Below are 24,028 nucleotides of genomic sequence, written 5' to 3'. Positions count from 1 at the left end.
CTTCCTTCCCCCACCCGCCCCCCGCGGGGGCCCCCCCCCGGCGGGCCCCGCCCGGGGGGGGGGGCGCCCGGCGCGCCCCGCGCCCCCCCCCGGCTCCTCACGGCGATCCCGTCACTTCCGGTCCGCGTGAACGGAGTTGGCGTCCTGGATCTTCCGCCAGGACTTCGGTTCCGCCGGCCGCCGCCCGTCACCCCGATCCGCCGCCGCACCCGCGCCCGCACCCGGCGACGCGGCGGCCGCGGTCCCGTTCGGCACCGGGCCGGTGGCGGGCTTGCCGGGGGTGAACAGCCAGGTGTTCAGCAGATCGCCGAGGTTCCGGCCGGAGACCTTCTCCGCGTACGCCTGGAACTCCGCAATGGTGGCGTTGCCGTAGCGGCGCTCGGTGGGCCAGCCCTTCAGGATCCGGAAGAACGTCTCGTCCCCGACGGCGTTGCGCAGCGCCTGAATGGCGACCGCGCCGCGCTGGTAGACCGCGTCGGAGAGCTGGTTCTCCTCTCCCGGGTCGCCCGGCTTGACGCTCCAGAACGGGTCGTCGGCCGGGTAGAAGGCGTAGATGTAGTCGGCCAGCTCCTGCGCGGTGCCCTCGTTCTCGTGCTCGGACCAGAGGAACTGCGCGTACTGGGCGAAGCCCTCGTTCAGCCAGATGTCGCTCCAGCGGGAGAGCGAGACGCTGTCGCCGTACCACTGGTGGGCCAACTCGTGCACGACGACCGACGTGTTGGATCCCCGCGCGAACAGCCCGGGCCCGTAGAAGACCCGCGTCTGGGTCTCCAGGCCTCCGCTGCTCCGGACGTTGGGCACGACGCCGCCGACCGAGCTGAACGGGTAGGCGCCGAAGTAGCCGCTCAGCCAGTCCACCAGCTCGCCGGTGCGCTCCACGCTCGCCCGGGCCGCGCCCGCGTTCGCCCCGAGGTCCTTGCTGTAGGCGTTGTAGACCGGCAGCCCACTGGCCGTGGTGTCCTGGCTGATGTCGAACTTCCCTATCGCCAGCGTCGCCAGGTAGGTGGCCTGCGGCTTGTCCTCGCGCCAGTTGTAGCGGGTCCAGCCCGCCCGCGAGGCGGTGCCGGTCAGCACGCCGTTGCTGACCACCTGGGTGCCGTCCGGCACCAGCACCGAGACGTCGAAGGTCGCCTTGTCGCTCGGGTGGTCGTTGCTCGGGAACCACCAGCCCGCCGACACGGGCTCGCCGGCCACCACCGCGCCGTCCGGGGTGCGGCGCCAGGCGGTGTAGCCGCCGTACTTCTCCACGGTCGACGGCACGTCCTTGTAGCGCACCACCACGGTGGCCTGGGATCCTCTGGCCAGCGGCCGGGCCGGAGTGATCTCCAGCTCCTGATCGCCGCTGGTGGCGAAGGTGGCGAGCCGCCCGTTGACCCGGACCTCGGAGACCCTCAGCGCGAAGTCGAGGTTGAACCGGGAGAGGTTCTGGGTGGCCGTGGCCAGGATGGTCGTCGTGCCCTCCAGCTCGTCGGTGGCGGGCTGGTACTTCAGCCGCACGTCGTAGTGCGAGACGCGGTACCCACCGTTGCCGAGGGTGGGGTAGTACGGGTCCCCCAGGCCGTCCGCACCCGGCTGGAAGCCGGAAGCCGAGGCGGGGACGGCCAGGAACAGACTCAGGGCACCGGCGGCAGAAGCGATCAACCTCTTGCGCACGTGGTCCTCCAGGGATCACCGGAACGATCGGGTCGAACCGATCCTTGTCCCGGCGACCGCCCCGCTACTCCCCGATGGTGAGAACTTCATGAAGAGGCCCCGGCGGCGCCCCTCCCGTCGGCGCAGGTGGGCGGGCGCCTCGGCGTCGCGACCGACGTCGGGGCCGTGGTTCTAGGATGCGGACATGGACAGGATCACGCCGCCACCCGGAGAACCGATACCGATGACGACGCGGCGAACCCGCTGGCAGGAGGCGGGGCAGAGCGGGAGCTTCGGCAAACGGTTCGCCGAGCTCATCGCCGCCGGCGAGGACGTCGACGGCGAGGCCCGGCTCGCCGACACGCTCCTGCGGCGCGGCGCCCGGGTGCTCGACGCCGGCGCCGGCATGGGCCGGGTGGCCGCGGCCCTCCTGCGCCGGGGGCACGACGTGGTGGCGATCGAGCCCGACGAGGCCCTGGTCCGGCAGGCCCGGGAGACCTACCCCGGGCTGCCGATCGAGGAACGCGACATTCTCGGCCTCGGTCCCGAGGACGGCCCGTTCGACCTGGTCGTCTGCGTGGGCAACGTCCTCGTCTACCTCGCCGAGGGCACGGAGCGCAGGGCGCTGGGCGCGATGCGCGACGTGCTCGGCGAGAACGGCCGGATCCTGGTCGGCTTCCACCTGCAGGACCCGCCGCCGCACGCCAGGAACTACACCGCGGCCGAGTTCGAGGCGGATCTGGCCGCCGCCGGACTGCGGGTCGACCTGCGAGCGGGCACCTACCAGCTGCATCCCGCGAACGACACCTACGGCGTCTGGGTCCTGAGCCGCGCCTAGGGTTCCCCCGTCTCCCGGGGCCGACCCCCCGGGAGACCTCCAGGACGACTCCCCCACCGCGACCACGCCCCCTCGCCGCCGGACGCCGGCGCCGCGTCCCGGCCAAGTGATCATCTATCGGACAGGCCACAACCGGCCGGCCATGGCCAGGCCGGCCTCGCAGTTGTCGATCGCCCGCTCGTCGCGGCTCTGCGGGGGCTGTTCCCGCAGTATCGCGAGGGCCTCGCGGAAGTAGGTGGTGGCGGCCTCGTACTGCTCGGTGAGCAGGCTCTGGTGGCCCAGGTTCCCGAGCACGTGGGCTTCGCCCGCGCGGTCGCCGACCGAGGCCAGCAGCGCGCGGGCCGTGCGCAGTTCGCCGAGGGCGGGTTCGTGCCGGCCCTGCGCGCTCAGGGCGGTGGCCAGGTCGTTGCGGGCATGGCCCTCGCCGCCGCGGTCACCGATCCGGCGGGCCGCCGCGACCGCCGACCGGTCCGCCACCATCCAGTCCGCCAGGTACGGGCCGGCCTGGAAGTGGCCCCAGAGCGCCACGGGCAGCTGCCAGGCGTGGCCGTCGAGGCCGTGCTCGGCGGCGTACCGGACGGTCTCCATCAGCTGGGGGTGCTCGCTCTCGCACCACTGCCGTGCCTCGGCCGGGGTGGTGAAGCCCGGCGGCTCGTACCAGGGGCCGACGGCGGTGAGCGGCAGGCGCCGACGCTGCGGGGTGAGCAGGCGGGCCGCCGCCTCCGCGTGGTGCAGGTACCAGGAGCAGAGGCGTTCCCGGGCGGCGGCGCGGTCGGCGGGGCCGGTTTCGGCGGTGGCGCGTTCGGCGGCGTAGCAGCGCAGCAGGTCGTGCAGGCGGTAGCGGTCCGGGCCGGCGGGGTTGAGCAGATGGGCGGCGGCGAGGTGTTCGAGCACCGGCCCGGTCGCGGCGGGGGCCGAGCCGGAGAGCGCGGCGGCCGCGGCCGTGCTGATGCGGCTGCCGGGGGCCAGACCCAGGAGTCGGAAGAGCCGCTGGGCGGTGGGTCGCAGGGCGCGGTAGGAGAGGTCGAAGGCGGCCCGGACGGCCGAGGTGGCGTCGCCGTCGATCTGGAGCGCGGTGAGGCGGTCCTCCGCGTCGCGCAGTTCGGCGGCGTGGTCCACCAGGGTGCGGTGGGGTCGTTCCGCGAGGCGGCCCGCGGCGATGCCGAGGGCGAGCGGCAGGTGACCGCAGGCGGCGGCGAGTTCGGCGGCGGCGCGGGGTTCGGCGCGGGTGCGGTCGACGCCGGTGATCCGGGCGAGCACTTCGACGGCTTCGGGCTGGGGCAGGACGTCGAGCACCAGCCGCCGGGCGCCGTCGCAGGCGGTGAGCCCGGCCAGCCCGTCCCGACTGGTCACCAGGGCCAGCGAGCCCGCCGAACCGGGCAGCAGCGGGCGGACCTGCTCGGCGTTGCGGGCGTTGTCGAGCAGTACCAGCACCCTGCGGTCGGCGAGCAGCGACCGGTACAGGGCGGCGCACTCGTCGATGGTGCCGGGTATCTGCTCGCGGTCGGTGCCGAGGGCCCGGAGGAAGCGGGCCAGCGCCTCGTACGGGGCCAGCGGCGGGCCGAAGGCGTACCCGCGCAGGTCGAGGTGGAGCTGACCGTCGGGGAAGCGCTCGCGGACCCGGTGCGCCCAGTGCACGGCGAGGGCGGTCTTGCCCGTCCCGGCGCCGCCGGTCACCACGCCGATGCCGGCGGCGACGACCGGGCCGGCCGGGTCGGCGAGGCCGTCCAGGACGGCGAGTTCCGCCCTCCGTCCGACGAAGGTGGCCAGCGCGGGCGGCAGTTGGGCGGGCCTGGGCACCTGCGGCCGGGTCCCGGGCGAGCGCACCGCCGGGGCGGGCCCGCCCTTCAGCAACTCCTGGTGCAGCACCTGGAGTTCCGGCCCGGGGTCGAGGCCGAGTTCGTCGGCCAGCTGTCGCGCGAACCGGCGGTAGGCGGCGAGCCCGTCGGCCTGTCGGCCCGCCCGGTGCAGGGCCCGGACGAGCTGTGTCACGAAGCGGTCCCGGAGCGGGTGTTCGGCGACCAGCGCGGTCAGCTCCGGGACGGTCTGCCGGTGCCGGCCGAGTTCGGCCTCCAGGTCCAGGCAGTTCTCCCAGGCGGTGAGCCGCAGTTCGTTCAGTGCCACCGAGCCGGCGGCCAGCAGGCTGCCGGACAGCCCGTCCAGCACCGGGCCGCGCCACAGGCCGAGCGCCGACCGGAACTCCTGGACGGCTGCGGCGGGTTCGCCGCGCTCGGCCAGCCGGCGCGCCACCGACACCCGGTGGGCGAAGGTCAGGGCGTCCACCGGGTGGCCGTCCGGTGCGATCCGGTAGCCGGGGCCGTCGGTGAGCAGCACCGGCGACCCGTCGTGCGCGGCGGCGAGCTTGCGCCGCAGCAGCCCGGCGAGGTTCCGCACCTGGCGGTGGGCCGTGGCGGGCGGTTCGTCGTCCCAGACCGCGTCGACCAGGCGGGCCACCGGGACGACGGCCCCGGCGTTCAGCAGCAGGGTGCCGAGCATCCGCTCCTGCTTGGCGCCTTCCGTCCGGGTCCGCCGACCGTCGTCGGCCCACACTTCCAGTGGCCCCAGGATCTTGAACTCCATGTGTCCCTCCCGTGGTTGGCCGACGTCGAGGCGACCCGGACACCTTCGAGGCTTGTGACCATTTCATGACGGACTCGTGTCGACTTTGTGCATCCGGTTGGGAGTCTTCTCTCACCGGCCCCGCTGGGCCGGCTCCCCCACACTCAAGGAGCAGTTGGATGAAGCGCATGAAGCAGGGCGCGGCCCTGGCCGTCGCACTCGGCCTGGCCCTCGTGCCCCTCTCGGCGAGCACCGCGCAGGCCGCCGGGCCGGCCACCCACAAGGGGATGACCTGGCAGGTGCTCGCGACGGGCCCGGACGGGACCGTCCAGGTCGGCGGCCCCCAGCACTCGACGCCGAGCGACCCGTACAACGGCGACACCCTGCCGTCCGTCTCGCTGCCGGTCCTCTGCATCAACGTGGACGACAGCCCGGCGCCGGACGGCATCAGCATCGGCTTCTACAGCGGCTGGTCCGGCGGCACCGTCGCGCTCAGCCAGCCGGTGAAGGGCTCGCGACTGAACAGCCAGGCCGCCGCGAACAGCGTCTGCCAGGCGTCCTTCGGCATCGGCTGGCGCCAGGCCGAGTTCCACGACGGCCGCTACGGCCCGAACCTGGAGTACGTCGGCGGGTGGAGCTTCTGGGCGTACGGCAACATCAGCCCCAACGCCCGCTTCTGGACCGCCATCAACGACCAGCAGGCCAACCCCTGGAACTGACGGCGGCGCGGTGGTGACGGCCGGGCGGGGCAGTGGGCAGTCCGCCCGGCGGTACCGCCTACGGTGCCGGTGCCGGTGCCGGTCCGGAGCCCTCGGGGCACGGCGTGAGGGCTCCCGTACGAGCGGCCCGGTCACCCTCGGGTGGCCGGGCCGTCCGGCGTTCGGGGTTCCTCGGCGGTACGGGAGGCAGGGCGGGGGTCTCGTCGGCCGGCGGGGACTCCGGGGTGAGGGGCGCGTGGCACGGGGCAGGAACTCCTCTGCCGGGAAGGTGTCATGGGTACGGGGGCGGACCCCGTCGCAGGGGCGGCGCCGGGACAGACCCTCCCATCCGGCGGCGACCGGTGGCATCCCAGGTTTGCAGGGGGCGCGACGCCTCTTCCCTGTGGTAGGAGGACGACCCGTTGCGGACCGCTCAACGACCAAGCCCCAGGTCAGTGACCTGGGGCCCGCGTGCTGTCCGGGCGCGTGCCGGGTTCCGGGGCGGGACCGGCCGGGTGGGGGCGTCAGGCCGGGGGACGGCCGAGTCCGGCGGTGTACGGGGCCGCGAGGAGCGCGACGAGTTCGCGGCGGCTGCGGACGCCGGTCTTGGTGAAGGCCGACTTCAGGTGGTCCTGGACGGTGGCCGGGCTCAGGAAGAGCCGGTGGGCTATGTCCCTGGTGCTCAGGCCCCGTACTGCCTGGAGCACCACCTCCTGCTCGCGGGGGGAGAACCGGTGTGCCAGCAGGGACAGCGGGATGACGTCGACCGGGCTCGCGGGTTGGGCGACCAGGGCGACGCTGCCCCGCGGGCTCCGGTCGAGCAGCGAGGCGCGGACCGCGAGCCACTGGCCGCTGGGACGGCGCAGCCGGGCCCAGGCGTGGGCGCCCGCGTTCGCGGAGGGCACGTGGGTGCGGGCCCGCTCCGAGAGGTAGACCAGCGCGGTCGGCACTCCGGCGGGGCGGTACTGCGGCTCGGAGAGTTCCTCGAACAGCTGCCGGGCCCCGGAGTCCGCGGAAGTGAGCTGACCGGTGGGGCCGATGACGGCGACCCCGAGCCAGTACGGTCCGTCCTGCGGGTCCGCTCGGACGTCCTGTCCGTCAGGGCCGCCCGCGGCGGGCAGCGCATAGTCGCGAAGGGCGGCGGCCACCGCCCGGGCGGCCCGTTCGGCCAGTCTCTGCTCGCGCGCGCCGAAGGGCGCCGAACCGGCCTCGCGCATCAAGGCGGCGGCTCCCCACCGTCCGCCGCCGACGTCGAAGTTCATCCGCAGCTCGTCGCCCAGTCCGAACTCGGCGAGCAGCTCCCGGTAGCGCACGCTGCGTTCGGGGCGGCCACCGGTGGCGCGGTGGACGGTCTCCACGACGCGTCCGGCGGCCCGGATGTCGACGAACCGGGTGGTGTCGTCGGACCACATCTCCAACCGGATGGCGTGCTCGAAGGCGGTCGGCTGCAGGCCCTCGGCAACGGTGGAGGTCAGGAAGCCGGTGACCGGATCGGCCCCGTGCAGGCAGCCCGCTTCGGATCCGAGAGCGGGCCCGAGGACGGTGAGGAGCTGCCGGAAGAACTGTTCGAGCGGAAGCTTCGCCGCCGCCAGATCGTCGATCTCTCCCATCATGCGGCGTTCCCTGTCGCGGAATGAGGTCATCTCTTTACCATAGGGCCGAAGTTGGCGTACTCCCCACAGTCCTGGGACGTCGCCGGTCGCCACCGACCGAGGAAGGGCGGCAGTCGCGCCAGGTGCCGGTCGGCACCGACCTGACCACGCCTGATACCTTGCAATCGCCATGGTGTTCGGGAAACCGGTCTGAGTCCGGTGCGGCCCTCGCCACTGTTGCCGCGGAGTATCGCGGCCCTCGCTGACCGGCTCCGCCAGCGGTCAGGACCACTGGGCGGGCTGGAAGAGCCGCCCGGGAAGGTCGGCTGCGGTGTGTCGATGCGGAAGCCAGGAGACCGGCCACGGCGCGACATGTTCCACGAGGGTTTTGGAGAACACGTGCCCAGCGCTCTGCCGCGCCCGTTCCGATCCATGCGTTCCGCACGCCCCGCAGGCCCGACGCGTGTCGGCCGGACGGTCGCGGCCGTCCTGTTCACCGGCGTGCTCAGCGCCTGCGCGGGCGCCCCCGCGCCCGTCGCGTCCAGTGCGACGACCGGAAGTGCCGAGCCGGTCAGCGTGGACAACTGCGGGACCACCGTGACGGTCGGCGCTCCGCCCGACCGGCTGGTGACGCTCAACCAGGGTGCCACCGAGGTGGCCCTGGCCCTCGGCCTGCAGTCCCGCATGGCCGGCACCGCCTATCTCGACGACGCCGTCCCGGAGAAGTGGAAGGCGGCCTACGACTCCGTTCCGGTGCTCTCCAAGGGCTATCCGACCAAGGAGAAGCTCCTCGCGGCCCGTCCCGGCTTCCTGTACGCCTCCTACTCCAGCGCGTTCACCGACAAGGTCGCGGGCACCCGGGAGGAGCTGCGCGGCCAGGGCATCCCGTCGTACCTGTCCCCGTTCGGCTGCTCGGACAAGAGCCAGGTGCCGCCGACGACCTGGCAGGCGATGTGGGGCGAACTGAACGACGTCGCCAAGGTCTTCGGCGTCGCGGAGCGGGCCACCGCGATCCAGCGCCAGCAGGAGCAGCAGCTGGCCCGGTTCACGGCGGCGGCCGCGGGCAAGGACCTGAAGATCCTCTGGTTCGACTCCGACACCAAGACGCCCTACGTCGGCGCCGGCCACGGCGGACCTCAGCTCGTGCTCGACGCCGTGGGCGCCCGCAACGTCTTCGGGGACCTGCCCGGCAGCTGGCAGAACGTGAGCTGGGAGAAGGTCGTCGCCGCGGACCCGGACGCCATCGTGCTCGCGGACGCCGACTCGGACACGGCCCAGTCCAAGATCGACTACCTGGAGAACGACCCGGTGCTGAGCAGGCTCACCGCCGTGCAGCGCAAGGCCTTCGTGGTGGTGCCGTTCTCGGAGTCGACCCCCGGCGTGCGGCTCGCCGACGGCGCCGCCCGGGTGTCCGAGGGGCTGGCCGAGCTGCGCCCGGGTTCATGACCACGGCAGCCCGCCCCGCCGTGCGGCCCGCCGGTCCGGGCCGCGCGGCGGCGGCCCTGGCCGTCGCCGCGGCCCTGCTGCTGACCACCGTGCTCCTCGGCCTGGCCGTGGGCTCGCACCACGAGCCGGTCCGGACGGTGATCGATGTCGTGGTGCGCCGCCTCGGGCTGGGAGACCCGCAGGTGACGCTGCTCGACGACCGGATCGTCTGGCAGCTGCGGCTGCCCCGGGTCCTGGGAGCGGCCGCCACCGGCGCCGGCCTCGCGGTCTGCGGCGCGGTGTTGCAGACGCTGACCGGCAACGACCTGGCCGATCCCTTCCTGCTCGGGATCTCGGACGGAGCCGCCGCCGGCGCGGTCACCGTGATCGTGCTCGGCGTCGGCGTGTCCGGCGCCGTGGGCACCGGCGCGGTGGCGACGGCGGCCTTCGCCGGTGCCCTGATCGCCGCCGTCGTCGTGCTGGCACTGGCCGGCGCGCGCACCCGGTCGCTGCCGACCACCCGGACCGTGCTCGCCGGCATCGCCGTGGGACAGATGTGCGGGGCCTACACCTCGTTCGTCGTGCTGGTCCTCGGGGACCGCAACGCGGCGCGCGGTGTCATGGAGTGGACGCTGGGCTCGGTCGCCGGCGTGCGGTGGCCCACCGCCGTCTTCCTGACCGCGGTCGCGCTGGCCGGTGTCACGGTCCTGGCCTCCTCGGCCCGCGACCTGGACGCCTTCGCCTTCGGCGAGACCGCCGCCCGCTCCCTCGGCGTCCACGTCGAGCGCACCCGCTGGCTCCTCGTCGCCACCGCCGCGCTGGTGACCGCGTGCCTGGTCGCCAACACCGGCGTCATCGGCTTCCTCGGCCTGGTCGTACCGCACGTGGTCCGGCTCGTCTGCGGCCCGCGCCACGCCCTCCTGCTGCCCGTGTCGGCGCTGGTGGGCGCGTCCCTCCTGGTGGGCAGCGACATCGTGGCGCGCTCGGTCCTCCCCGACCGGGAGATCCCCGTCGGCGTCATCACGGCCGGGCTCGGAGCGCCCTTCTTCGCCTGGCTGCTGTGGCGCCAGGGGCGGGCCGACGGGAGCGGTCAGTGACGGCGACGCCCGCCGGGCTGCGCGCGGAGGGACTTCGTGTGCGCATCGGCGGAGCCACGCTGCTCGACGAGGTCTCGCTCGCGTTCGCCCCCGGCCGGGTCACCGGCCTGCTCGGACCCAACGGCGCCGGGAAGACCACCTTGCTGCGCGCGGTCGCCGGACTGACCCGGCCGAGCGCGGGACGGGTCCTCCTGGACGGCGAGGACCTCCACGCGCTCACGGCCCGCCGGCGAGCACGCCAGGTGGCCTTCATGGAGCAGCAGGCGGACACCCGGCTGTCGCTGTCGGCCCGTCAGGTCATCGACCTCGGACGCACCCCGCACCGCGGCCGCTGGCCCGTGCCGGCGGACGCCGCCGCCGACGCCCACGAGCGGGCGGTGTTCGCCGGTGCCGTCGCGGCGGCCGACGTCGGCCACCTGCTCGACCGGTCCTGGCCGACGCTGTCGGGCGGCGAGCGCCAGCGGGTCCAGCTCGCGCGGGCGCTGGTGCAGGAGCCCGGGGTGCTCCTGCTCGACGAGCCCACCAACCACCTCGACCTGCGCCACCAACTCGCCTTCCTCGGCACCGTGCGCGGGCTGGGCATCACCACGGTGGCCGCGCTGCACGACCTCGAACTCGCCGCCGCCTACTGCGACGAGGTCGCCGTCCTGCTCGACGGCCGGCTGGTCGCCCACGGGCCCGGCTCCGACGTGCTCACCTCGTCGATGATCGCGGACGTCTACGGCGTCGACGCCACCGTGGAACGACACCCCCGGCACGACCGACCGCACATCCGGTGGAACGGACTGCTCCACGAAAGGACAGCACCATGACCTCCCCGGTCCCGGGCGCCCCCGCCCGCCGCAGCGCCGTGCTCCTGGTCGGCATGTCGGCCGGGGAGGCCGTGCGCCGTGACGAACTCCTCCGCACGGCCGCCTCGCACCGGGCCTCGATCGCGTTCCTGCAGCAGGCGGACCCCTCCCTGTCGGCCGAGCTGACCAGGCTGGCCGACGCGGGCGCCGAGACCGTGGTCGTGATCGGCGTCCGCCTCGCGGCGTCCGGCCCCGCCCAGTCCTGGCTGCGGCGGATCGCCGCGTACTGGTGGCGCGAACGCGCGGGCCACCGCCCCGAACTCCTCGTCGCGACCCGCCTCGCCGACTCGCCGGACGCGGTCGCCACCGTGGCCGCGGCGACGAAGGCCATCACCGGCGATGAGCCCGGCCTCACCTCCGCGGCCTGGGAGGACGTCCCCGGTCACCGGCACCAGGTCCTGGTGTGCCGCGGCCCGCGTTGCACGGCCAAGGGCGCGGAGGAGGGGCTACGCGCCCTGGTACAGAAGCTGACCGAGCAGGGCCTCGGCGACGACGACGTGCTCGTCACCCAGACGGGGTGCCAGTTCCCCTGCAACCAGGCCCCCGTCGTCAGCGTCCAGCCGGACGACATCTGGTACGGGAGGATCGACCCGGCCGCCGCCGGCCGCATCGTCACCGAACACCTCGCCGACGGCCGACCGGTGGAGTCCCACCGGCTCCCCCGCCACAAGAAGGAGCAGGCGGACCACCACAGCTGATCGCGATCACCAGGATCGGGGCGAACTCCATGACCGGCTCACCGCGATCCACCCGCGCCGACCTGCGCAGCCAGGCAGACGGCGACGCGGAGGGGCTCACACGATCGGGGACCGCCAGTGCGCGGTGGAGCTGACGACGACGATGCCGACGCCGCCGTGCCGCTGACCGAGTTCGTCGGCGAGGCGGGCGATGGCCTCGGCGTCGGTGACGCGCCGGCGGTCGCGGCCGGCGAGCAGGACGAGAACCGCCCCGCTCCACCCGTCCCCGCCGTGCTGTCGAGCACCGGCCGCCGTCACGGGGCCGGGCGCTACCCGCGTCCTGCCGATCAGTGACACCGTCCCGTGTCACCGGGCCGCGGATCCGATCGGCCGCTAGCGTCGGCGGCATGAGAATCCTGGTCACCGGCGGCGCCGGCTTCATCGGCGCCACCGTGGTACGAGCCCTGGTCGCGGCCGGACACCGAGTGCGTGTCCTGGACGCCCTGCTGCCCGCGGTCCATCCGACCGGGAGGGCGCCCGCGCTGCCCGCGGGTGCCGACTTCCGGCGCGGTGACGTCCGGGACGCGGCGACCGTCGAGGAGGCGCTCGCCGGGGTGGACGCGGTCTGTCACCAGGCGGCGATGGTCGGCCTGGGACTGGACCTCCAGGACGCACCGAAGTACGTCGGCTGCAACGACCTCGGTACGGCGGTGGTGCTGGCCGCGATGGTGCGGACCGGCGTCCGGCGGCTGGTCCTGGCCGGATCCATGGTGGTCTACGGGGAAGGGCGCTACCACTGTGCGAAGCACGGCGAGGTGGCACCGGGGCCGCGGCGGCCCGCCGATCTGGACGCCGGACGGTTCGAGCCGCCCTGCCCGGTCTGCGGTGCCCCCCTGCGGCCGGGCCTGGTCGCGGAGAGCGCACCGGCCGATCCGCGCAGCGTCTACGCGGTGACCAAGCTCGCGCAGGAACACCTCTGCGCTGCCTGGGCACGTGTCTGCGGAGGAACCCTGCTGACGCTGCGTTACCACAACGTGTACGGCCCCGGGATGCCGCGCGACACCCCGTACGCGGGGGTGGCGTCGCTCTTCCGGTCGGCCCTCGCCCGGGGCGAGGCGCCCCGGGTCTTCGAGGACGGCGGCCAGCGCCGGGACTTCGTCCACGTCGACGACGTCGCCGCCGCGAACCTCGCGGCGCTCGCGGCCGTGGGTGACCGGCCGCCGGGCAGCGTCCGGGCGTACAACGTGGGCAGCGGCGAGGTGCGCACCGTCGGTGAGATGGCGGCCACGCTGGCTTCGGCCTACGGCGGTCCGGCGCCGACGGTGACGGGCGAGTACCGGCTCGGCGACGTGCGGCACGTCACCGCCGACTCGAACCGGCTGCGCGCCGAGCTGGACTGGCTGCCTCGTGTGCCGTTCGACCAGGGCATGACGGACTTCGCCGCCGCACCGCTGCGGGTCTGAGGCCGGCTCCGGCGGGCGGCAGGGCGATCCCCGGGCAGCAACCGTCCGTCACGCTGCCCACGCGGTCACGCCCGGGTGGCCACGACGGCGCCCGGGTGGGCCGTCGGCGGGACGTTCGGCTTCCGCGAGGAAGCGGCACCACCATCCCGGGCCGGCACACCCTTAGCGTGGGCGGCGTGACCTCCGTTACCCCTCGTTCGTCCGGTGTCGACGTCATCCTGCCCTGCCTCGACGAGGCCGAGGCGCTGCCCTGGGTGCTCGGGCGCGTCCCTCCGGGCTGGCGGGCGATCGTCGTGGACAACGGTTCGCAGGACGGCTCGGCAGAAGTCGCCCGATCGCTGGGAGCGACCGTGGTCGAGGAGTTCCGGCGCGGATTCGGCGCCGCCTGTCATGCCGGACTCCTCGCCGCCACCGCCGAGCTGGTCTGCTTCCTCGACTGCGACGGCTCGCTCGATCCCGCCCAACTGCCCCGGGTCACCACCCCGGTGACCGAGGGCCAGGCGGACCTGGTCCTCGGCCGCCGTCGGCCGGTGACCATGAACGCCTGGCCCGCGCACGCGCGGCTCGCCAACACCGTGCTGGCCCGCCGGCTGCGGGCGCGCACCGGCGCCCCGCTGCACGACCTGGGCCCGATGCGGGCCGCCCGACGGGAACGCCTGCTGGCGCTGGGTCTGGGCGACCGCCGCTCCGGCTACCCGCTGGAGATGGTGCTCGCCGCCTCGGCCGCCGGGATGCGGATCATCGAGACGCCGGTCGACTACCTGCCGCGCGCGGGCCGGTCGAAGGTCACCGGCACGGTGCGCGGCACCAGGCAGGCGGTCCGGGACATGCGGGCCGTGCTGGCCGCCCCGCCGCCCACCCTGCTGGTCATCGCCAAATCGCCCGTACCGGGCCGGGTGAAGACCAGGCTCGTCCCGGCATGCACGCCCCGGCAGGCGGCGGCACTGGCCGAGGCCGCGCTCTCCGACACACTGCACACCCTGTCGACCGTACCGGCCGGGCGGCGCCTGCTGGTCCTGGACGGCGAACCGGGCGGCTGGCTGCCGCCGGGGTGGCACGTGCTCCCCCAGAGCGGCGGCGGGCTGGACGTGCGGCTGGCGGCGGCCTTCGGGCACGCGGCCCGGCTGGCCCCGGACGCGCCCGCGCTGCTGGTCGGCATGGACACTCCGCAGCTGAGCGCGGCCACCCTCGCCGAGCCGCTCTCACCGATGGGCCGGGCCGGGGCGGACGCCTGGTTCGGGCCCGCGTCGGACGGCGGTTTCTGGGCTCTCGGCCTGGCCCGGCCGACCGAGGACCTCGCCCGCCGGCTCCTCCTGGGGGTGCCGATGTCGGCCCCGGACACCGGGCAGGTACTCCTCGACCGGCTCGGGACGGCCGGCCTGACGGTGCACACCCTGCCCGAAGCCACCGATGTGGACACCATCGAGGACGCCCGGCTGGTCGCCTCCCAGGCGCCGCGGAGCCGGTTCGCCGCCAGCCTGCGATCCTTCCGGGCAGCCCCCGAGGTGGCGGGTTGACGGGCACCTCGACGGCATGGATCGACGACCCGTTCGCCGACGCCGTCCGCACCGGACGCGGTCCGCTGTGGCTGCGCGACGCCGACGGGCGCCGGATCCCGCTCGACATCGAGCGCTGGTGCGCACCGGCCGCCGGCGGCGACCACAGCCTCCTGATGCGCTGCTTCCACCTGTCCGCGCCGGTCGTGGACCTCGGCTGCGGGCCCGGCCGACTGGTCGCCGCGCTCCTCGCCGTGGGTGTCCCGGCGCTCGGTGTGGATGTCACACCCGCGGCCGTCACCCGCACCCTGCGGATCGGCGGTGCGGCCCTGTGCCGGTCGGTGTTCGACCGGCTTCCCGCCGAGGGCCGCTGGGGCGCGGCCCTGCCGGCGGACGGCAACCTCGGCATCGGCGGGAACCCCGAGGCCCTGCTGCGGCGCGCGGCCGAGCTGATCGCGCCGGACGGGCTGCTGCTGACGGAGGTCGAACCGCGCGAGGTCGACGAGCGCGTCACCGTCCGGGTCGAGGGCCTGGACGGGCGACTCGGGCCGCCCTTCGCCTGGGCGCGCCCAGGACCTCTCTTTCGGATCACGCCGGGCGGTCGCCGCCGGAGCACGCACGCCCCCAGCCTTCGGCCGGGAGGTACCCCCACGCCGACTTGTCGTCCGTCGCCGATGCTCCGCATGGACTCCCTCCTCCGCGCCGCCGATGCACGCACTCCAACGACGCCCGCTTGTCCGACGTGATCCGAAAGAGAGGCCCTAGGGGCCAGGGCCGCCGTACGGCGGGCCTGCGGTGCCGGGCTCGTCGAGGCGGAACGGTGGACCTCCCACGGCCGGCACTTCCTCGCCCTGCGCAGGTGCGACGCACCCGCCCGCTGAGACCGTCCGCCACCCCGACGGCGGCGGGTCCGGGTCCGCCGGCACCGGCGGTTCGACCGGGACGGCCGCGGCCCCGCCAGGGTCGGCCGCCATCGCGTCAGAGGTCCGTCGGTTGTCGGCCCCCGTCACCGCGGCTGCCCGCCCCACCCGGTACCGGCGCAGCAACGGGACCAGGAGGACGACGCACAGGGCCGTCCCGTAGGCGAGTCGCTGTGCCTCCTGGCCCGCCGTCAGGTAGAGCGCCTGTCCGGCGGCCGGGACGGCCAGCCACTCCCAGCGGCCGTCGAGCGCCACCAACGCGACCACCAGGAGCCCGTACCACGGGTAGGTGGGCGAGACCAGCAACAGCGCCGTACCCGTCACCAGGAGCGCTCCGGCCCACGGCCGGCACCGGTCGCCGCGCCGGAGGACCCGGACCACCACCGCTGCCAGGACGAGCGCCGCCGCCCACGGCGCGAGGCGGTCGGACAGCACCAGCCGCAGCAACCCGAACCGGTCGATGTGGCCCTGCTCGTAGCCCTCCTCCTTCAGGTAGCCCGGCAGGTAGCCCAGGACCGAGGTGCCCGAGACCACGACGTACGGGAGGTAGGACAGGGCGAAAGCGCCGAGCGCCGATCCGACCAGCAGGACGTGCTTCCGAGACGGACGCCCGGCCGGCAGGCCCGACAGCGCGCCGGGGAGGACGAGGGCCGGCAGCAACTTGGCCGCGACCGCGCCGCCCAGGAGGAGCCCCCCTCGCACGGCCCTCCCGCGCGCCGCGCAGCCGAGCCCGGCGACCGTCAGCAGGGCTCCGAGCGTGTCCACGTGCGCGTCGTTGACCGCCCACACGGCCACGCCGGGGAACCACCCCCACAGCGCGGCCCGCCGCTGCTCCCGCCCCACCCTCAGCAGCAGGGCGGTCGTCGCCACCGCCAGCACCGCGCCGCCGGCCTGCACCCCGCGGACCCCGCCGCCGAACGGGTGCACCACGGCGAACCAGGCCTGCGCCACCGGAGGATAGACGGTGTGCACGGCCGGGCGGTTGATCCGGGTGCAGTCCCCGGCGGTGGTGCGCCGCTCGTCCCAGCCCGTGCAGCCGTCACCCGCCGGGAAGAGTCCCGGATCACGCAGCCGGGCGAGCACGGGATCGTCCGGGGTGCGGGCGTAGGGCGAGATCCCGGCGGCCTGGACCCGGCCGTCCCAGACGTAGCGGTAGGCGTCGTCGCTGGTGCGCGGCGGGGCCAGCAGTCCGACGGCGGCGACGGCCGCGCTGCCGGCCAGGACCAGCGGCGCGACCCGTCGGCCGGGCACCCCGCGCAGCAGCAGCACCGCGACCGCGAAGAGGGCCGCGTCGAGGAGGTACCAAACGGGGAGCGGTACGGAGCCGTCGTCGGTGACGGTCAGCGCCAGAGCGGTGACCAGGGCCGCGAGCGCGAGGGCGCAGGACGGAACGGTACGGTCGATCACCCTGCCCACCCTCCCACCGGCGAAGCCTCGCAGCCCCGGTGGCGAGGCCGCCGTTCGGGTTCCGTCGGCGCGTCGAAAGCCACGGGGGGCGTGCCGGGGTGCTTCGACCGACGGGTGGGATGCGCCCGGCGCCCTCGCCGCCCGCCACCACCACCCGCCGCCGCCACCCGCTCCCCGCCGTTCCTGCGCCGGGGCGGGCCGTCAGACGCCGGGTACCCCGGGAAGACCGGTCGTGAGACCGTCCAAGGCGTGCGGGCAGGGGCACTCACGCACCAGCGGCAGCCGTTCCACCGCCTTGAACAGCACGGTCCGCAGTCGGTCGACGTTGCGGGCGAACTCCTTCAGCACCTCACCGTGGGTGACGCCCGCACCGCGTTCCACCCCGGCGTCGAGATCCGTGACCAGGGCCAGTGAGGTGTAGCAGAGCCCGAGTTCACGGGCGAGTACGGCCTCCGGATGTCCCGTCATGCCGACCACAGACCAGCCGTTGCCCGTGAACCAGCGGGACTCGGCGCGGGTGGAGAAGCGCGGGCCCTCGATCACCACCAGCGTGCCGCCGTCCACCGGCGCCCAGGCCGCCTCCCGGGCGGCCCCCAGCACCGCCTCCCGCCCCGCCGGGCAGTACGGGTCGGCCATGGACACGTGCACCACCTCCGGCACCACGCCGTCCGGCAGCGGCAGGCCGTCGTAGAAGGTCTGCGGGCGCCCCGAGGTCCGGTCCACGAACTGGTCGGGCACCAGCAGCGTGCCCGGCCCGTACTCCGGGCGCAGCCCGCCCACCGCGCAGGGCGCGACCACCGTCCGCACGCCCAGCGTGTGCAGCGCCCACAGGTTCGCGCGGTAGTTGATCCGGTGCGGGGGAAGCCGGTGGCCGCGCCCGTGCCGGGGCAGGAACGCGACCCGGCGGCCGGCCACCTCTCCCAGGAACACCCGGTCGCTCGGTTCGCCGTACGGGGTCTCCACCCGCACCTCGGTCACGTCGTCCAGCAACTCGTAGAGCCCGGAGCCGCCGATGACGCCCACCTCGGCGCTCAACAGGACGTCCTGGTCGACCGTCATCCCGGTCCACCTCTCTTCTCGGGAACAACCTCCCGGCAACTGTAGGAACGGACCGTGCCGGAACCCGGACGCCATGCCTGACGCATCACGAAGGTTCCCGCACCGCGGGCTGGACGGCGGTCGCACAGCGAGCAGCCGGGAGGCGCATCCTCGCGGCCGGTCCCGGCGCCTACTCGGGTTCTGCCACCGCCGGCTCGCGGCGGGGTCCGCCCGGCCGCCGCCGGACCGTCGCGGCGAGCAGGCAGAGCGCCGAACAGGCGAAGAACGCCGCGGTCAGCAGCAGCCAGCGTCGGAGAAAGACCTCGGGATCCAGGCCGGTGGCCGAGTGGTAGCCGGGGACACGGCGCAGGACGAGCGGGTACCAGACGACCAGCAGCAGCAGCGAGAGGAAGGCGGGGACACGGACGTAGTTGACCGCCGGCATCCGGTGCGTCCCGCCCACCGGAGCCCCGCGGACGCCCGTCAGGGCCTGGGCGGCCCGGTCGGTGAGCGTGTAGAGCGGCAGCAGGACCAGGTCGTGGAGCAGCGCGGCCCCGACGAACCAGATCGCGACCCCGAGCGGATCGCCCTCGAGGAGGCGGATCCCGGCGTACAGGGCCAGGGCGAAGGAGCACACGACGAGGAGCAGGTGCAGGGGGGAGGCGCCGTAGCGCTCGCGGAATCCGCCGAGGCGGGTCATCCGGTGGCTCCGAAGGTGAGACGGGTGACCCATTTGGTGTTGTGGACACCAGGGTTGGCGGGAACGATGATCCGGGCCGGGTAGCCGTGGTCGGGCGAGAGGTCGGCGCCGTTGACGCGCAGGGCCAGCAGGGACCGGGCGTCGCGGACCTGGTTGTCGCGCAGGACGGTGGAGCTGAAGGACCCGCCGCGCTGGACGGACTCCACGAAGACGTCCGGTGGGCCGTCGGTCAGGCCGACGAGCGCGGCCAGGTCGGTCAACCGGACGCCGGTCCAGTCCTGGTCGGGGGTGGACCATCCCTCGACGCAGGCGATGGGCAGGGCCGCGGTGGTCTGCGGCAGGCGCCTCAACTGGTCCAGGGTGAGGACGGCTTCGCGGCCGGGGCCGCGGACGGTCAGGCGCCAGTCGGGACCGATGTCGGCGGGGCGGATGCCGACGTCGGCGGCGGTCTTGTTGATCTGGAAACCGTTCGGGCCGGTGCCGGGCTCCTGGCCGTGCGGGGCGAGCAGCGCGGTCCTGCGCCACCATCCGCCGATGCTCTGGCCGACCGTCACCGCGAACAGCGTCAGGGAGCCCGCACCGACCACGGCGAGGGCTCCGCGCCGGGAGACGGTCGCGGGGGCGGGACTCGGGGAGACCAGGCCGGTGGCGTCGAGCGGCTCGGGCAGCGTGTCGGCGGCGCCCGTGCGCAGTTCGGTGCGCAGGCGTCGGCTGCGCACCGCCCGGACCACGACCGGGATGCGGAACACCACGTGGACGACGAAGGCGCCGATGAAGACCCACGCGCCGTAGAAGTGCAGGGTGTAGAAGGAGCCGGGGAAGATGTAGTGCAACTGGATGTTGAGGACGCCTGTGGCGAACTCGAACAGTGCGCCGCCGACCAGGAGCAGCAGCGACAGGCGATCGACCGCCTGGGCGGGCGAGCGGAGCGGGGGCCAGGAGAAGAGCCTGGGGATGACCGACCAGAGCTTGGCCAGCAGGACCGGGATCAGCACGACGCCGAGGGTCACGTGGATCCCCTGGTTCAGCCGGTAGAGCCAGCTGGGACTGGTCGGCCAGGAGAAGAGGTAGAAGCCGAGCCGGCCCTTGTCCGGCGTCTGGTCGTTGACCGCGGCGAGGTCGGGGTTGTAGGCGGCGTAGGACAGCAGCCCGGTCACGAACATCACCGTGATCCCGAACAGCAGTACCAGGCCGAACACCGAGGTGATCCAGGGGCCGCGCAAGGGGCTGCGCCAGAACTCCGGGCGCGCGGGCCCGGGCGGGGGTCCTCCGGCGAGCGCGGCGTGCAGGCGGGAGCCCCTGGGCCGGGGAGCTGTGCGTGTCAGCGCGCGGGGAGCCGGCCGTCGTCCTTCCACGGTGTGGTCGCGTGACGGCTCCGGGGGCCGGTCGGGCCGCGGCGGCGACGGTGGGGGTCCGGCGGCCGGCTCGCCCGCGGAGGGCTGCGGTGCTGGAACCGGCCCGGGCTCCCGCTCGGGGCCGGGTGGGGGGCGACGGGGCCCGTCGGCGTCGTCGTCGTGAGCGTTCAGGGTGGCGCTCCTTCCCGGATGCGCGCGGAGGCGGAACGGCCGCGCTGACACGACCGTATGCCGCAGATCACCCGTGGTCCGGCAATCGGCCCATGACGGATTTCGGGTCGTCGTCGGCAGCGAGGGAGCGCCCTGCGACTCGAGTCCCCTCGTCACGGATGTCGACGGCCTGCACGCCCCTGCCGGGATCACCGGGCGCGAGGATCCGCACGCCCTGCGCGGCACGGCGCAGCCACCACGACAGCCGGCCCACCGGAGTCCCCATGGGGCGGCCCTGCCGGCCACGGTCTCCTGACCGGGGGCCTCCGACCCGGGGACACCAGCCCGCGGCCCGGGTCGGAGGCCCCCTGCACCCTGCCGTCGCCTCGGGGCGACGGTTCAGTAGAGGCCCTCGGGGGACGAACTGGTGGTCTGGAGGGGGCGGACGTTGGCGACGCCGTCGGTGGGCCAGCGGTCGGTCGGGTGACGGAGGGCTTGGTCGCGTTCCAGGATGTTGGGCAGGAAGAGGTCCTCGTGGAGGACGGTGAGCCGTACCTGGCCGACCGTGCCGGGGGCGACCGGGGTCGAGGGGTCGGCCTTGTCGACCACCGCCATGGTGACCTGCGGGTAGTTCGGGACGTAGCTGATCAGCTCGCCGTCCCGCTCGATGTCCAGGCAGGCGGCGTTGCCGAAGGTGTTGCCGTAGGTCAGTCCGCAGATCCCGCCCTGCAGGGCGGTGGTGAAGGTCCGGTACATGTCGGCGCTGATCTGGGTGCCGCTCAGGCGTACGCCGTCGAGGGCGGCGACCAGTTCGGGCCGGTGCTGGCGGAGGGCCTGGAAGAGGGCCGGGGTGGTGTTGAGGTAGTGGACCCGGCCCTGCTTGAGGACGTCGGTGATCTGCTCCAGCAGGTGGGTGGTGTAGTCGCTGACCTCGGCCAGTCGTCCCGCCCGGATGAGGCGCTTCACCCACCGGGGGTCCATGTCCACGGCGTAGACCTGGCCGGCGTGGAGTTCGGAGACCTCCCGGACGCCGTTCCCGATCAGGTGCGGTCCGGTGGGGGTGGCCTGCAGCCAGGTGCGGCCCGGTGCGAAGCCTTCCCTGACGAAGGACCAGCGGCGCCAGAGCGCCCGGTGCAGCAGCATGTCGGGGGTGTAGAACGCCCGGCAGGGGGTGCCGGTGGTGCCTCCGCTGTCCCAGACCCGCCCGGCGAGCGGCCTGGGCACCGACAGCGGGACGAGGTCCGCGGGGTCCTCCGCGCGCAGCCGGTCGAGCGGGAACGGGCCGAAGGCGCCGAGCTGGTCGTAGCGGGTGATGTCGCGGGGGTCGAAGTCCAGCCGGGGGGCTTGCCCGAGCCAGTAGGGGCTTCCGGACACCGGGTCGAAGTGCCGTCGGACCACGGTGCGGGTCCACTCGTCGAGGTCGGTGTCCAGCCATCGCGCGATCTGGGCGTCCGGGTCGGCGCGGGTGGCGGCGGTCACGGCAGGGCCGGGGCGCCGGAGAGGTCGATGCCGAGGTCGTAGGCGGTGGTCAGGGCCTGCTCGATGTGCTCGGGCTGCTCGATGTGCACCACCGGGAAGGGGAACGCGAGGATGCCCTCGGGGATCGAGGGGCCCATCACCAGCCCGAGCTGTACGCCCTGCTCCTTCATCCCGGCGTAGACGTCGACCAGGCTGATCGGGTCCGTGGAGTTGCGCTGGAAGAGGTCCCTGACGTCGGCCGCCGTGCGCAGGACCTTGGGCTCCAGGCAGGACAGCAGGGGGATTTCGGGGGCGGTGAAGGGGATCGCGTCGATGCGCGGGGCCATGAAGTCGCGGTAGGGCCGGCGCAGCGGGGTGTGGACGGCGATGGTGCGTCCGGGGAGCGGTACGACCGTTCCCGGCGGGGCCTCGGCGGCGAGCAGGCCGAGTGCTTCGGCATGGCCGGCGAGCATCATGATGCGCCGGGTGCCGTCGGCCGTGGGGCCGAAGTCGCCTGCCAGGTAGATGCCGGGGACGTTCTCGCCGGGGTGGGAGGGGGCGCCTTCGGCGAGGGAGCCGAAGGCGATGGCGATCCCCTGCTGCGGGTCTTCGGCGGGCGGTTCCGGGGTGTCGCGGGAGCCGGCCAGCATCTCGAACAGTTCCCGTCGCCCCAGCGATCCGGCGAGGCAGCTGGCGGTCATCGCGCCGAGGCTGAGGCCGCCGATGGCCGCGGGCCGCAGGTTGAACGAGGCGAGTACGTCGTGCACGCCGATCGCGAGGGCGGCTTCGCGGACCGTGCCGACGCTCTGGCGCTCCTCCTGGGCGGTCGGGAGGTCTTCCTCCAGGATCTGTCCGACCGTCAGCCCGGTCCATGCGGAGACTTGCTCGTACCAGCCCCGCACGACCTCGTAGGTCCGGTAGAGCTCCAGGCCGTGCGGCTCGGTCCCGACGCCGCCGCCGAACAGGTACCCCAAACTCATGACAGCTCCTGTGAATCGTTGTGAAAGGAGGGGACGGTGGTGCGGCCCATGCGTAGTGCGGCAGAAGCGGGCCCGGCAGCACAAATGCCGCAGAATCCGGCGTTCGATCGGACGCCGGGAACCCGTCTCGTGGCGCGACATCGATGCGATATCCGGGTCTGGGAAAATATCCGACAGCACACCGGCGGAATGCGTTTCCGCCTTCGGAAAGGACTTCTGTGCGGCCCGTCCTCCGGGAGGCGGCTTACGGGGGGAGATCAGGGAAAAGTGCGCTCCGCCCTCTTCTGGGACTCAAGGAATTCCGGGAGAACGCGTGGTGGCCATGCCCCGACGCTCAGCACACCGAGGGAGTGCGCCCGGGATACCAGGGCGGGCCGGTTCGCGGCCTGGAAATGGCGCATCATCAGCCCGATGCGGTACTCGATGCCCTGCCGGCTCAGATAGAGCGATGCCGCCAGCCGTGCGGTCGAGGTGCCGATCGCGACGCCTTCCAGGATGCGGACGTCCACGGCGGTCAGCCGCCGGACGCCAGGGCCGCCGGCAGGGCCCCCATCCGCCGGAAGGGCGTCGTCAGCGGGCTCGGACCGCGGCGGCGGCGCGGGCTCGATCTCCTCAGAGGTCGCTGACGCTGTCACTCCTCCGTCCCCCCTTCCCTGTCGTCCGTGGTCTCAGGTGCGCAGCGCGCCGGCGAGGTGGTCGCGGAGCATGCCGGTCACCTCGTTCGCCCGGCTGCTGAGGTAGAAGTGCCCGCCGGGGAAGACCTTGAGGTCGAACGCCGCCGTCGTGCGGTCGCGCCAGCGCCCGGCCTCGGGGACCGGCGTCCAGGGGTCCCGGTCCCCGACCACGGCGGTGACCGGGCAGGTGACCGCGGCGTCGTGGTCGGCCCGGTAGGCCCCCAGGGCCCGGTAGTCGCCGCGCAGCGCGGGCAGCACCATCCCCAGCAGTTCGTCGTCCTCCAGGAGCCGGGCGTCGGTGCCGCTCATGGCCCTGACCTCGGCCACGATGCCCTCGTCGTCGAGCGGGTGGGAGGGCTCGGGCCCGTCCGCGGACGGCCCCTTGCGGCCGGAGACGAAGAGGTGGTCGATCCGACCGCCCGCGCGCTCGATCCGCCGGGCCACCTCGAAGGCGACGAGCGCGCCCATGCTGTGCCCGAAGAGAGTCAGGGGGAGGTCGTCCCAGCGGCGCAGCGCTTCGGACACTTCCTCGGCCATGCGGTGCAGGTCCTGGACGCCGGGTTCCTCCCGGCGGTCCTGCCTGCCGGGGTACTGCACGGCCAGGACGTCGGCCGGGCCGCACAGTGCGGCGGACACCGGGAAGTAGAAACTCGCCGAGCCGCCGGCGTGCGGAAAGCAGACCAGTCGGCGCGTGGCCGTCGGCGAGGGATGGAAGCGACGGCACCACCGGTCGCTGTCCAAGGAGAGGGAGGTCATGTCGGCCTTTCATTCCTTTCTCGAAATCCGCGCGGTGCCGGCGGGCGGGGTGTGGTGAGCACGTGGGACATCCGCGGCACCGGTGGGCCGGCTGGCACTTGCCAATACGGGGAGATCCGCTCCACGGCGATCGGCGAGCCACGGGCACGGCATATGACAGCCTGCCATGCCCGTCGGAATGTCAGCAAGTACGCATCGGAGCGCATCCCGGCCCACTCATGTCCGGGTTCAATTCCGGCCGATACTTCGGCAAATGGTGAGA

The 24,028-nt window shown here is 74.1% G+C and carries 21 protein-coding genes, 1 pseudogene and 1 riboswitch; of the genes and pseudogenes, 10 read left to right on the top strand and 12 right to left on the bottom strand.

The window, feature by feature from the left end; genetic code table 11:
• Positions 1-111: 111 nt before the first annotated feature.
• Positions 112-1,653 carry a M1 family metallopeptidase gene (locus tag ACFVUH_RS13525; RefSeq protein ID WP_355361262.1) on the bottom strand — a complete coding sequence of 514 codons (1,542 nt, stop codon included), beginning with the start codon at positions 1,651-1,653 and terminating at the stop codon, positions 112-114.
• 223 nt (positions 1,654-1,876) lie between these two features.
• Here ACFVUH_RS13525 and ACFVUH_RS13520 point away from each other — a divergent pair, with 223 nt between their 5' ends.
• Positions 1,877-2,470, top strand: a complete 594-nt coding sequence (locus ACFVUH_RS13520; protein ID WP_355361264.1) for a class I SAM-dependent methyltransferase — start codon at positions 1,877-1,879, stop codon at positions 2,468-2,470.
• A 114-nt stretch (positions 2,471-2,584) separates the two neighbouring features.
• On the opposite strand, the gene ACFVUH_RS13515 is transcribed toward ACFVUH_RS13520, so the two are convergent.
• On the bottom strand, positions 2,585-5,050 hold the full coding sequence (locus ACFVUH_RS13515) for a BTAD domain-containing putative transcriptional regulator (RefSeq protein ID WP_387913137.1): 2,466 nt from the start codon (positions 5,048-5,050) through the stop codon (positions 2,585-2,587).
• Positions 5,051-5,208: 158 nt separating this feature from the next.
• Here ACFVUH_RS13515 and ACFVUH_RS13510 point away from each other — a divergent pair, with 158 nt between their 5' ends.
• Positions 5,209-5,748: a hypothetical protein gene (locus tag ACFVUH_RS13510; RefSeq protein ID WP_387913135.1), complete on the top strand. Its 540-nt coding sequence runs from the start codon at positions 5,209-5,211 to the stop codon at positions 5,746-5,748.
• A gap of 503 nt (positions 5,749-6,251) precedes the next feature.
• On the opposite strand, the gene ACFVUH_RS13505 is transcribed toward ACFVUH_RS13510, so the two are convergent.
• Positions 6,252-7,370, bottom strand: coding sequence for a LuxR C-terminal-related transcriptional regulator (locus ACFVUH_RS13505; RefSeq protein WP_387913134.1), 1,119 nt, complete (start codon positions 7,368-7,370; stop codon positions 6,252-6,254).
• A gap of 123 nt (positions 7,371-7,493) precedes the next feature.
• Positions 7,494-7,699, top strand: a riboswitch (cobalamin riboswitch).
• Positions 7,700-7,751: 52 nt separating this feature from the next.
• On the opposite strand from ACFVUH_RS13505, the gene ACFVUH_RS13500 reads away from it, so the two are divergent.
• From ACFVUH_RS13500 to ACFVUH_RS13485, 4 genes are read left to right on the top strand one after another with little or no spacing between them, the layout of a single operon-like run.
• Positions 7,752-8,765 (top strand): ABC transporter substrate-binding protein, encoded by a 1,014-nt coding sequence (locus tag ACFVUH_RS13500; RefSeq protein ID WP_387913132.1) that lies wholly within the window; start codon positions 7,752-7,754, stop codon positions 8,763-8,765.
• Entirely contained in the window at positions 8,762-9,841 is a 1,080-nt protein-coding gene (locus ACFVUH_RS13495) for a FecCD family ABC transporter permease (protein WP_387913130.1), read from the top strand. Before ACFVUH_RS13500 ends, ACFVUH_RS13495 begins: the two co-directional genes overlap by 4 nt.
• Positions 9,838-10,653 carry an ABC transporter ATP-binding protein gene (locus ACFVUH_RS13490; RefSeq protein WP_387913128.1) on the top strand — a complete coding sequence of 272 codons (816 nt, stop codon included), beginning with the start codon at positions 9,838-9,840 and terminating at the stop codon, positions 10,651-10,653. Before ACFVUH_RS13495 ends, ACFVUH_RS13490 begins: the two co-directional genes overlap by 4 nt.
• Entirely contained in the window at positions 10,650-11,390 is a 741-nt protein-coding gene (locus ACFVUH_RS13485) for a ferredoxin (protein ID WP_387913127.1), read from the top strand. Before ACFVUH_RS13490 ends, ACFVUH_RS13485 begins: the two co-directional genes overlap by 4 nt.
• Before the next feature lie 96 nt (positions 11,391-11,486).
• On the opposite strand, the gene ACFVUH_RS13480 is transcribed toward ACFVUH_RS13485, so the two are convergent.
• Positions 11,487-11,687 (bottom strand): hypothetical protein, encoded by a 201-nt coding sequence (locus ACFVUH_RS13480; RefSeq protein WP_387913126.1) that lies wholly within the window; start codon positions 11,685-11,687, stop codon positions 11,487-11,489.
• An 89-nt stretch (positions 11,688-11,776) separates the two neighbouring features.
• Here ACFVUH_RS13480 and ACFVUH_RS13475 point away from each other — a divergent pair, with 89 nt between their 5' ends.
• The 4 genes and pseudogenes from ACFVUH_RS13475 to ACFVUH_RS13460 all read left to right on the top strand — a co-directional run bounded on the left by ACFVUH_RS13475 (position 11,777) and on the right by ACFVUH_RS13460 (position 15,074).
• Positions 11,777-12,832, top strand: a complete 1,056-nt coding sequence (locus ACFVUH_RS13475) for an NAD-dependent epimerase/dehydratase family protein (protein WP_387913124.1) — start codon at positions 11,777-11,779, stop codon at positions 12,830-12,832.
• Positions 12,833-13,008: 176 nt separating this feature from the next.
• Positions 13,009-13,722: pseudogene (locus ACFVUH_RS13470) on the top strand (glycosyltransferase family 2 protein); the annotation flags it as partial.
• Between the two features lie 6 nt (positions 13,723-13,728).
• Positions 13,729-14,349 (top strand): DUF2064 domain-containing protein, encoded by a 621-nt coding sequence (locus ACFVUH_RS13465; RefSeq protein ID WP_387913188.1) that lies wholly within the window; start codon positions 13,729-13,731, stop codon positions 14,347-14,349.
• Positions 14,346-15,074 (top strand): SAM-dependent methyltransferase, encoded by a 729-nt coding sequence (locus tag ACFVUH_RS13460; RefSeq protein ID WP_387913122.1) that lies wholly within the window; start codon positions 14,346-14,348, stop codon positions 15,072-15,074. Before ACFVUH_RS13465 ends, ACFVUH_RS13460 begins: the two co-directional genes overlap by 4 nt.
• 15 nt (positions 15,075-15,089) lie before the next feature.
• Here ACFVUH_RS13460 and ACFVUH_RS13455 read toward each other — a convergent pair whose 3' ends face one another.
• From ACFVUH_RS13455 to ACFVUH_RS13420, 8 genes are all read right to left on the bottom strand, one after another.
• Positions 15,090-16,655: a glycosyltransferase 87 family protein gene (locus ACFVUH_RS13455; RefSeq protein WP_387913121.1), complete on the bottom strand. Its 1,566-nt coding sequence runs from the start codon at positions 16,653-16,655 to the stop codon at positions 15,090-15,092.
• A gap of 201 nt (positions 16,656-16,856) precedes the next feature.
• The gene (locus tag ACFVUH_RS13450; protein ID WP_355361285.1) at positions 16,857-17,714 is read right to left on the bottom strand and encodes an S-methyl-5'-thioadenosine phosphorylase; all 858 of its coding nucleotides are present in this window, start codon (positions 17,712-17,714) and stop codon (positions 16,857-16,859) included.
• A gap of 169 nt (positions 17,715-17,883) precedes the next feature.
• Positions 17,884-18,393: a hypothetical protein gene (locus tag ACFVUH_RS13445; protein ID WP_387913119.1), complete on the bottom strand. Its 510-nt coding sequence runs from the start codon at positions 18,391-18,393 to the stop codon at positions 17,884-17,886.
• The gene (locus ACFVUH_RS13440) at positions 18,390-19,682 is read right to left on the bottom strand and encodes a molybdopterin-dependent oxidoreductase (RefSeq protein WP_387913187.1); all 1,293 of its coding nucleotides are present in this window, start codon (positions 19,680-19,682) and stop codon (positions 18,390-18,392) included. The genes ACFVUH_RS13445 and ACFVUH_RS13440 overlap by 4 nt, the downstream gene beginning before the upstream one ends.
• A gap of 615 nt (positions 19,683-20,297) precedes the next feature.
• Entirely contained in the window at positions 20,298-21,377 is a 1,080-nt protein-coding gene (locus tag ACFVUH_RS13435; RefSeq protein ID WP_387913117.1) for an arylcarboxylate reductase, read from the bottom strand.
• Complete coding sequence (locus tag ACFVUH_RS13430; protein WP_387913115.1) at positions 21,374-22,336, bottom strand: ACP S-malonyltransferase; 963 nt, start codon at positions 22,334-22,336, stop codon at positions 21,374-21,376. Before ACFVUH_RS13430 ends, ACFVUH_RS13435 begins: the two co-directional genes overlap by 4 nt.
• A 257-nt stretch (positions 22,337-22,593) precedes the next feature.
• Positions 22,594-22,845: a hypothetical protein gene (locus ACFVUH_RS13425; RefSeq protein ID WP_355361292.1), complete on the bottom strand. Its 252-nt coding sequence runs from the start codon at positions 22,843-22,845 to the stop codon at positions 22,594-22,596.
• 159 nt (positions 22,846-23,004) lie between these two features.
• Positions 23,005-23,766, bottom strand: a complete 762-nt coding sequence (locus ACFVUH_RS13420) for a thioesterase II family protein (RefSeq protein WP_387913113.1) — start codon at positions 23,764-23,766, stop codon at positions 23,005-23,007.
• Between the last annotated feature and the right edge of the window lie 262 nt (positions 23,767-24,028).

The organism is Kitasatospora sp. NPDC058032 (assembly GCF_042885845.1).
Classification (GTDB): Bacteria; Actinomycetota; Actinomycetes; order Streptomycetales; family Streptomycetaceae; genus Kitasatospora.
This window is presented reverse-complemented; position numbering and strand designations above follow the sequence as displayed.

Coding starts and splice junctions, on each gene's coding strand:
- ACFVUH_RS13420 (WP_387913113.1), bottom strand. CDS start 23,766: ATGACCTCCCTCTCCTTGGACAGCGACCGGTGGTGCCGTCGCTTCCAT.
- ACFVUH_RS13475 (WP_387913124.1), top strand. CDS start 11,777: ATGAGAATCCTGGTCACCGGCGGCGCCGGCTTCATCGGCGCCACCGTG.
- ACFVUH_RS13430 (WP_387913115.1), bottom strand. CDS start 22,336: ATGAGTTTGGGGTACCTGTTCGGCGGCGGCGTCGGGACCGAGCCGCAC.
- ACFVUH_RS13450 (WP_355361285.1), bottom strand. CDS start 17,714: ATGACGGTCGACCAGGACGTCCTGTTGAGCGCCGAGGTGGGCGTCATC.
- ACFVUH_RS13500 (WP_387913132.1), top strand. CDS start 7,752: ATGCGTTCCGCACGCCCCGCAGGCCCGACGCGTGTCGGCCGGACGGTC.
- ACFVUH_RS13505 (WP_387913134.1), bottom strand. CDS start 7,370: ATGACCTCATTCCGCGACAGGGAACGCCGCATGATGGGAGAGATCGAC.
- ACFVUH_RS13485 (WP_387913127.1), top strand. CDS start 10,650: ATGACCTCCCCGGTCCCGGGCGCCCCCGCCCGCCGCAGCGCCGTGCTC.
- ACFVUH_RS13515 (WP_387913137.1), bottom strand. CDS start 5,050: ATGGAGTTCAAGATCCTGGGGCCACTGGAAGTGTGGGCCGACGACGGT.
- ACFVUH_RS13495 (WP_387913130.1), top strand. CDS start 8,762: ATGACCACGGCAGCCCGCCCCGCCGTGCGGCCCGCCGGTCCGGGCCGC.
- ACFVUH_RS13445 (WP_387913119.1), bottom strand. CDS start 18,393: ATGACCCGCCTCGGCGGATTCCGCGAGCGCTACGGCGCCTCCCCCCTG.
- ACFVUH_RS13520 (WP_355361264.1), top strand. CDS start 1,877: ATGACGACGCGGCGAACCCGCTGGCAGGAGGCGGGGCAGAGCGGGAGC.
- ACFVUH_RS13510 (WP_387913135.1), top strand. CDS start 5,209: ATGAAGCGCATGAAGCAGGGCGCGGCCCTGGCCGTCGCACTCGGCCTG.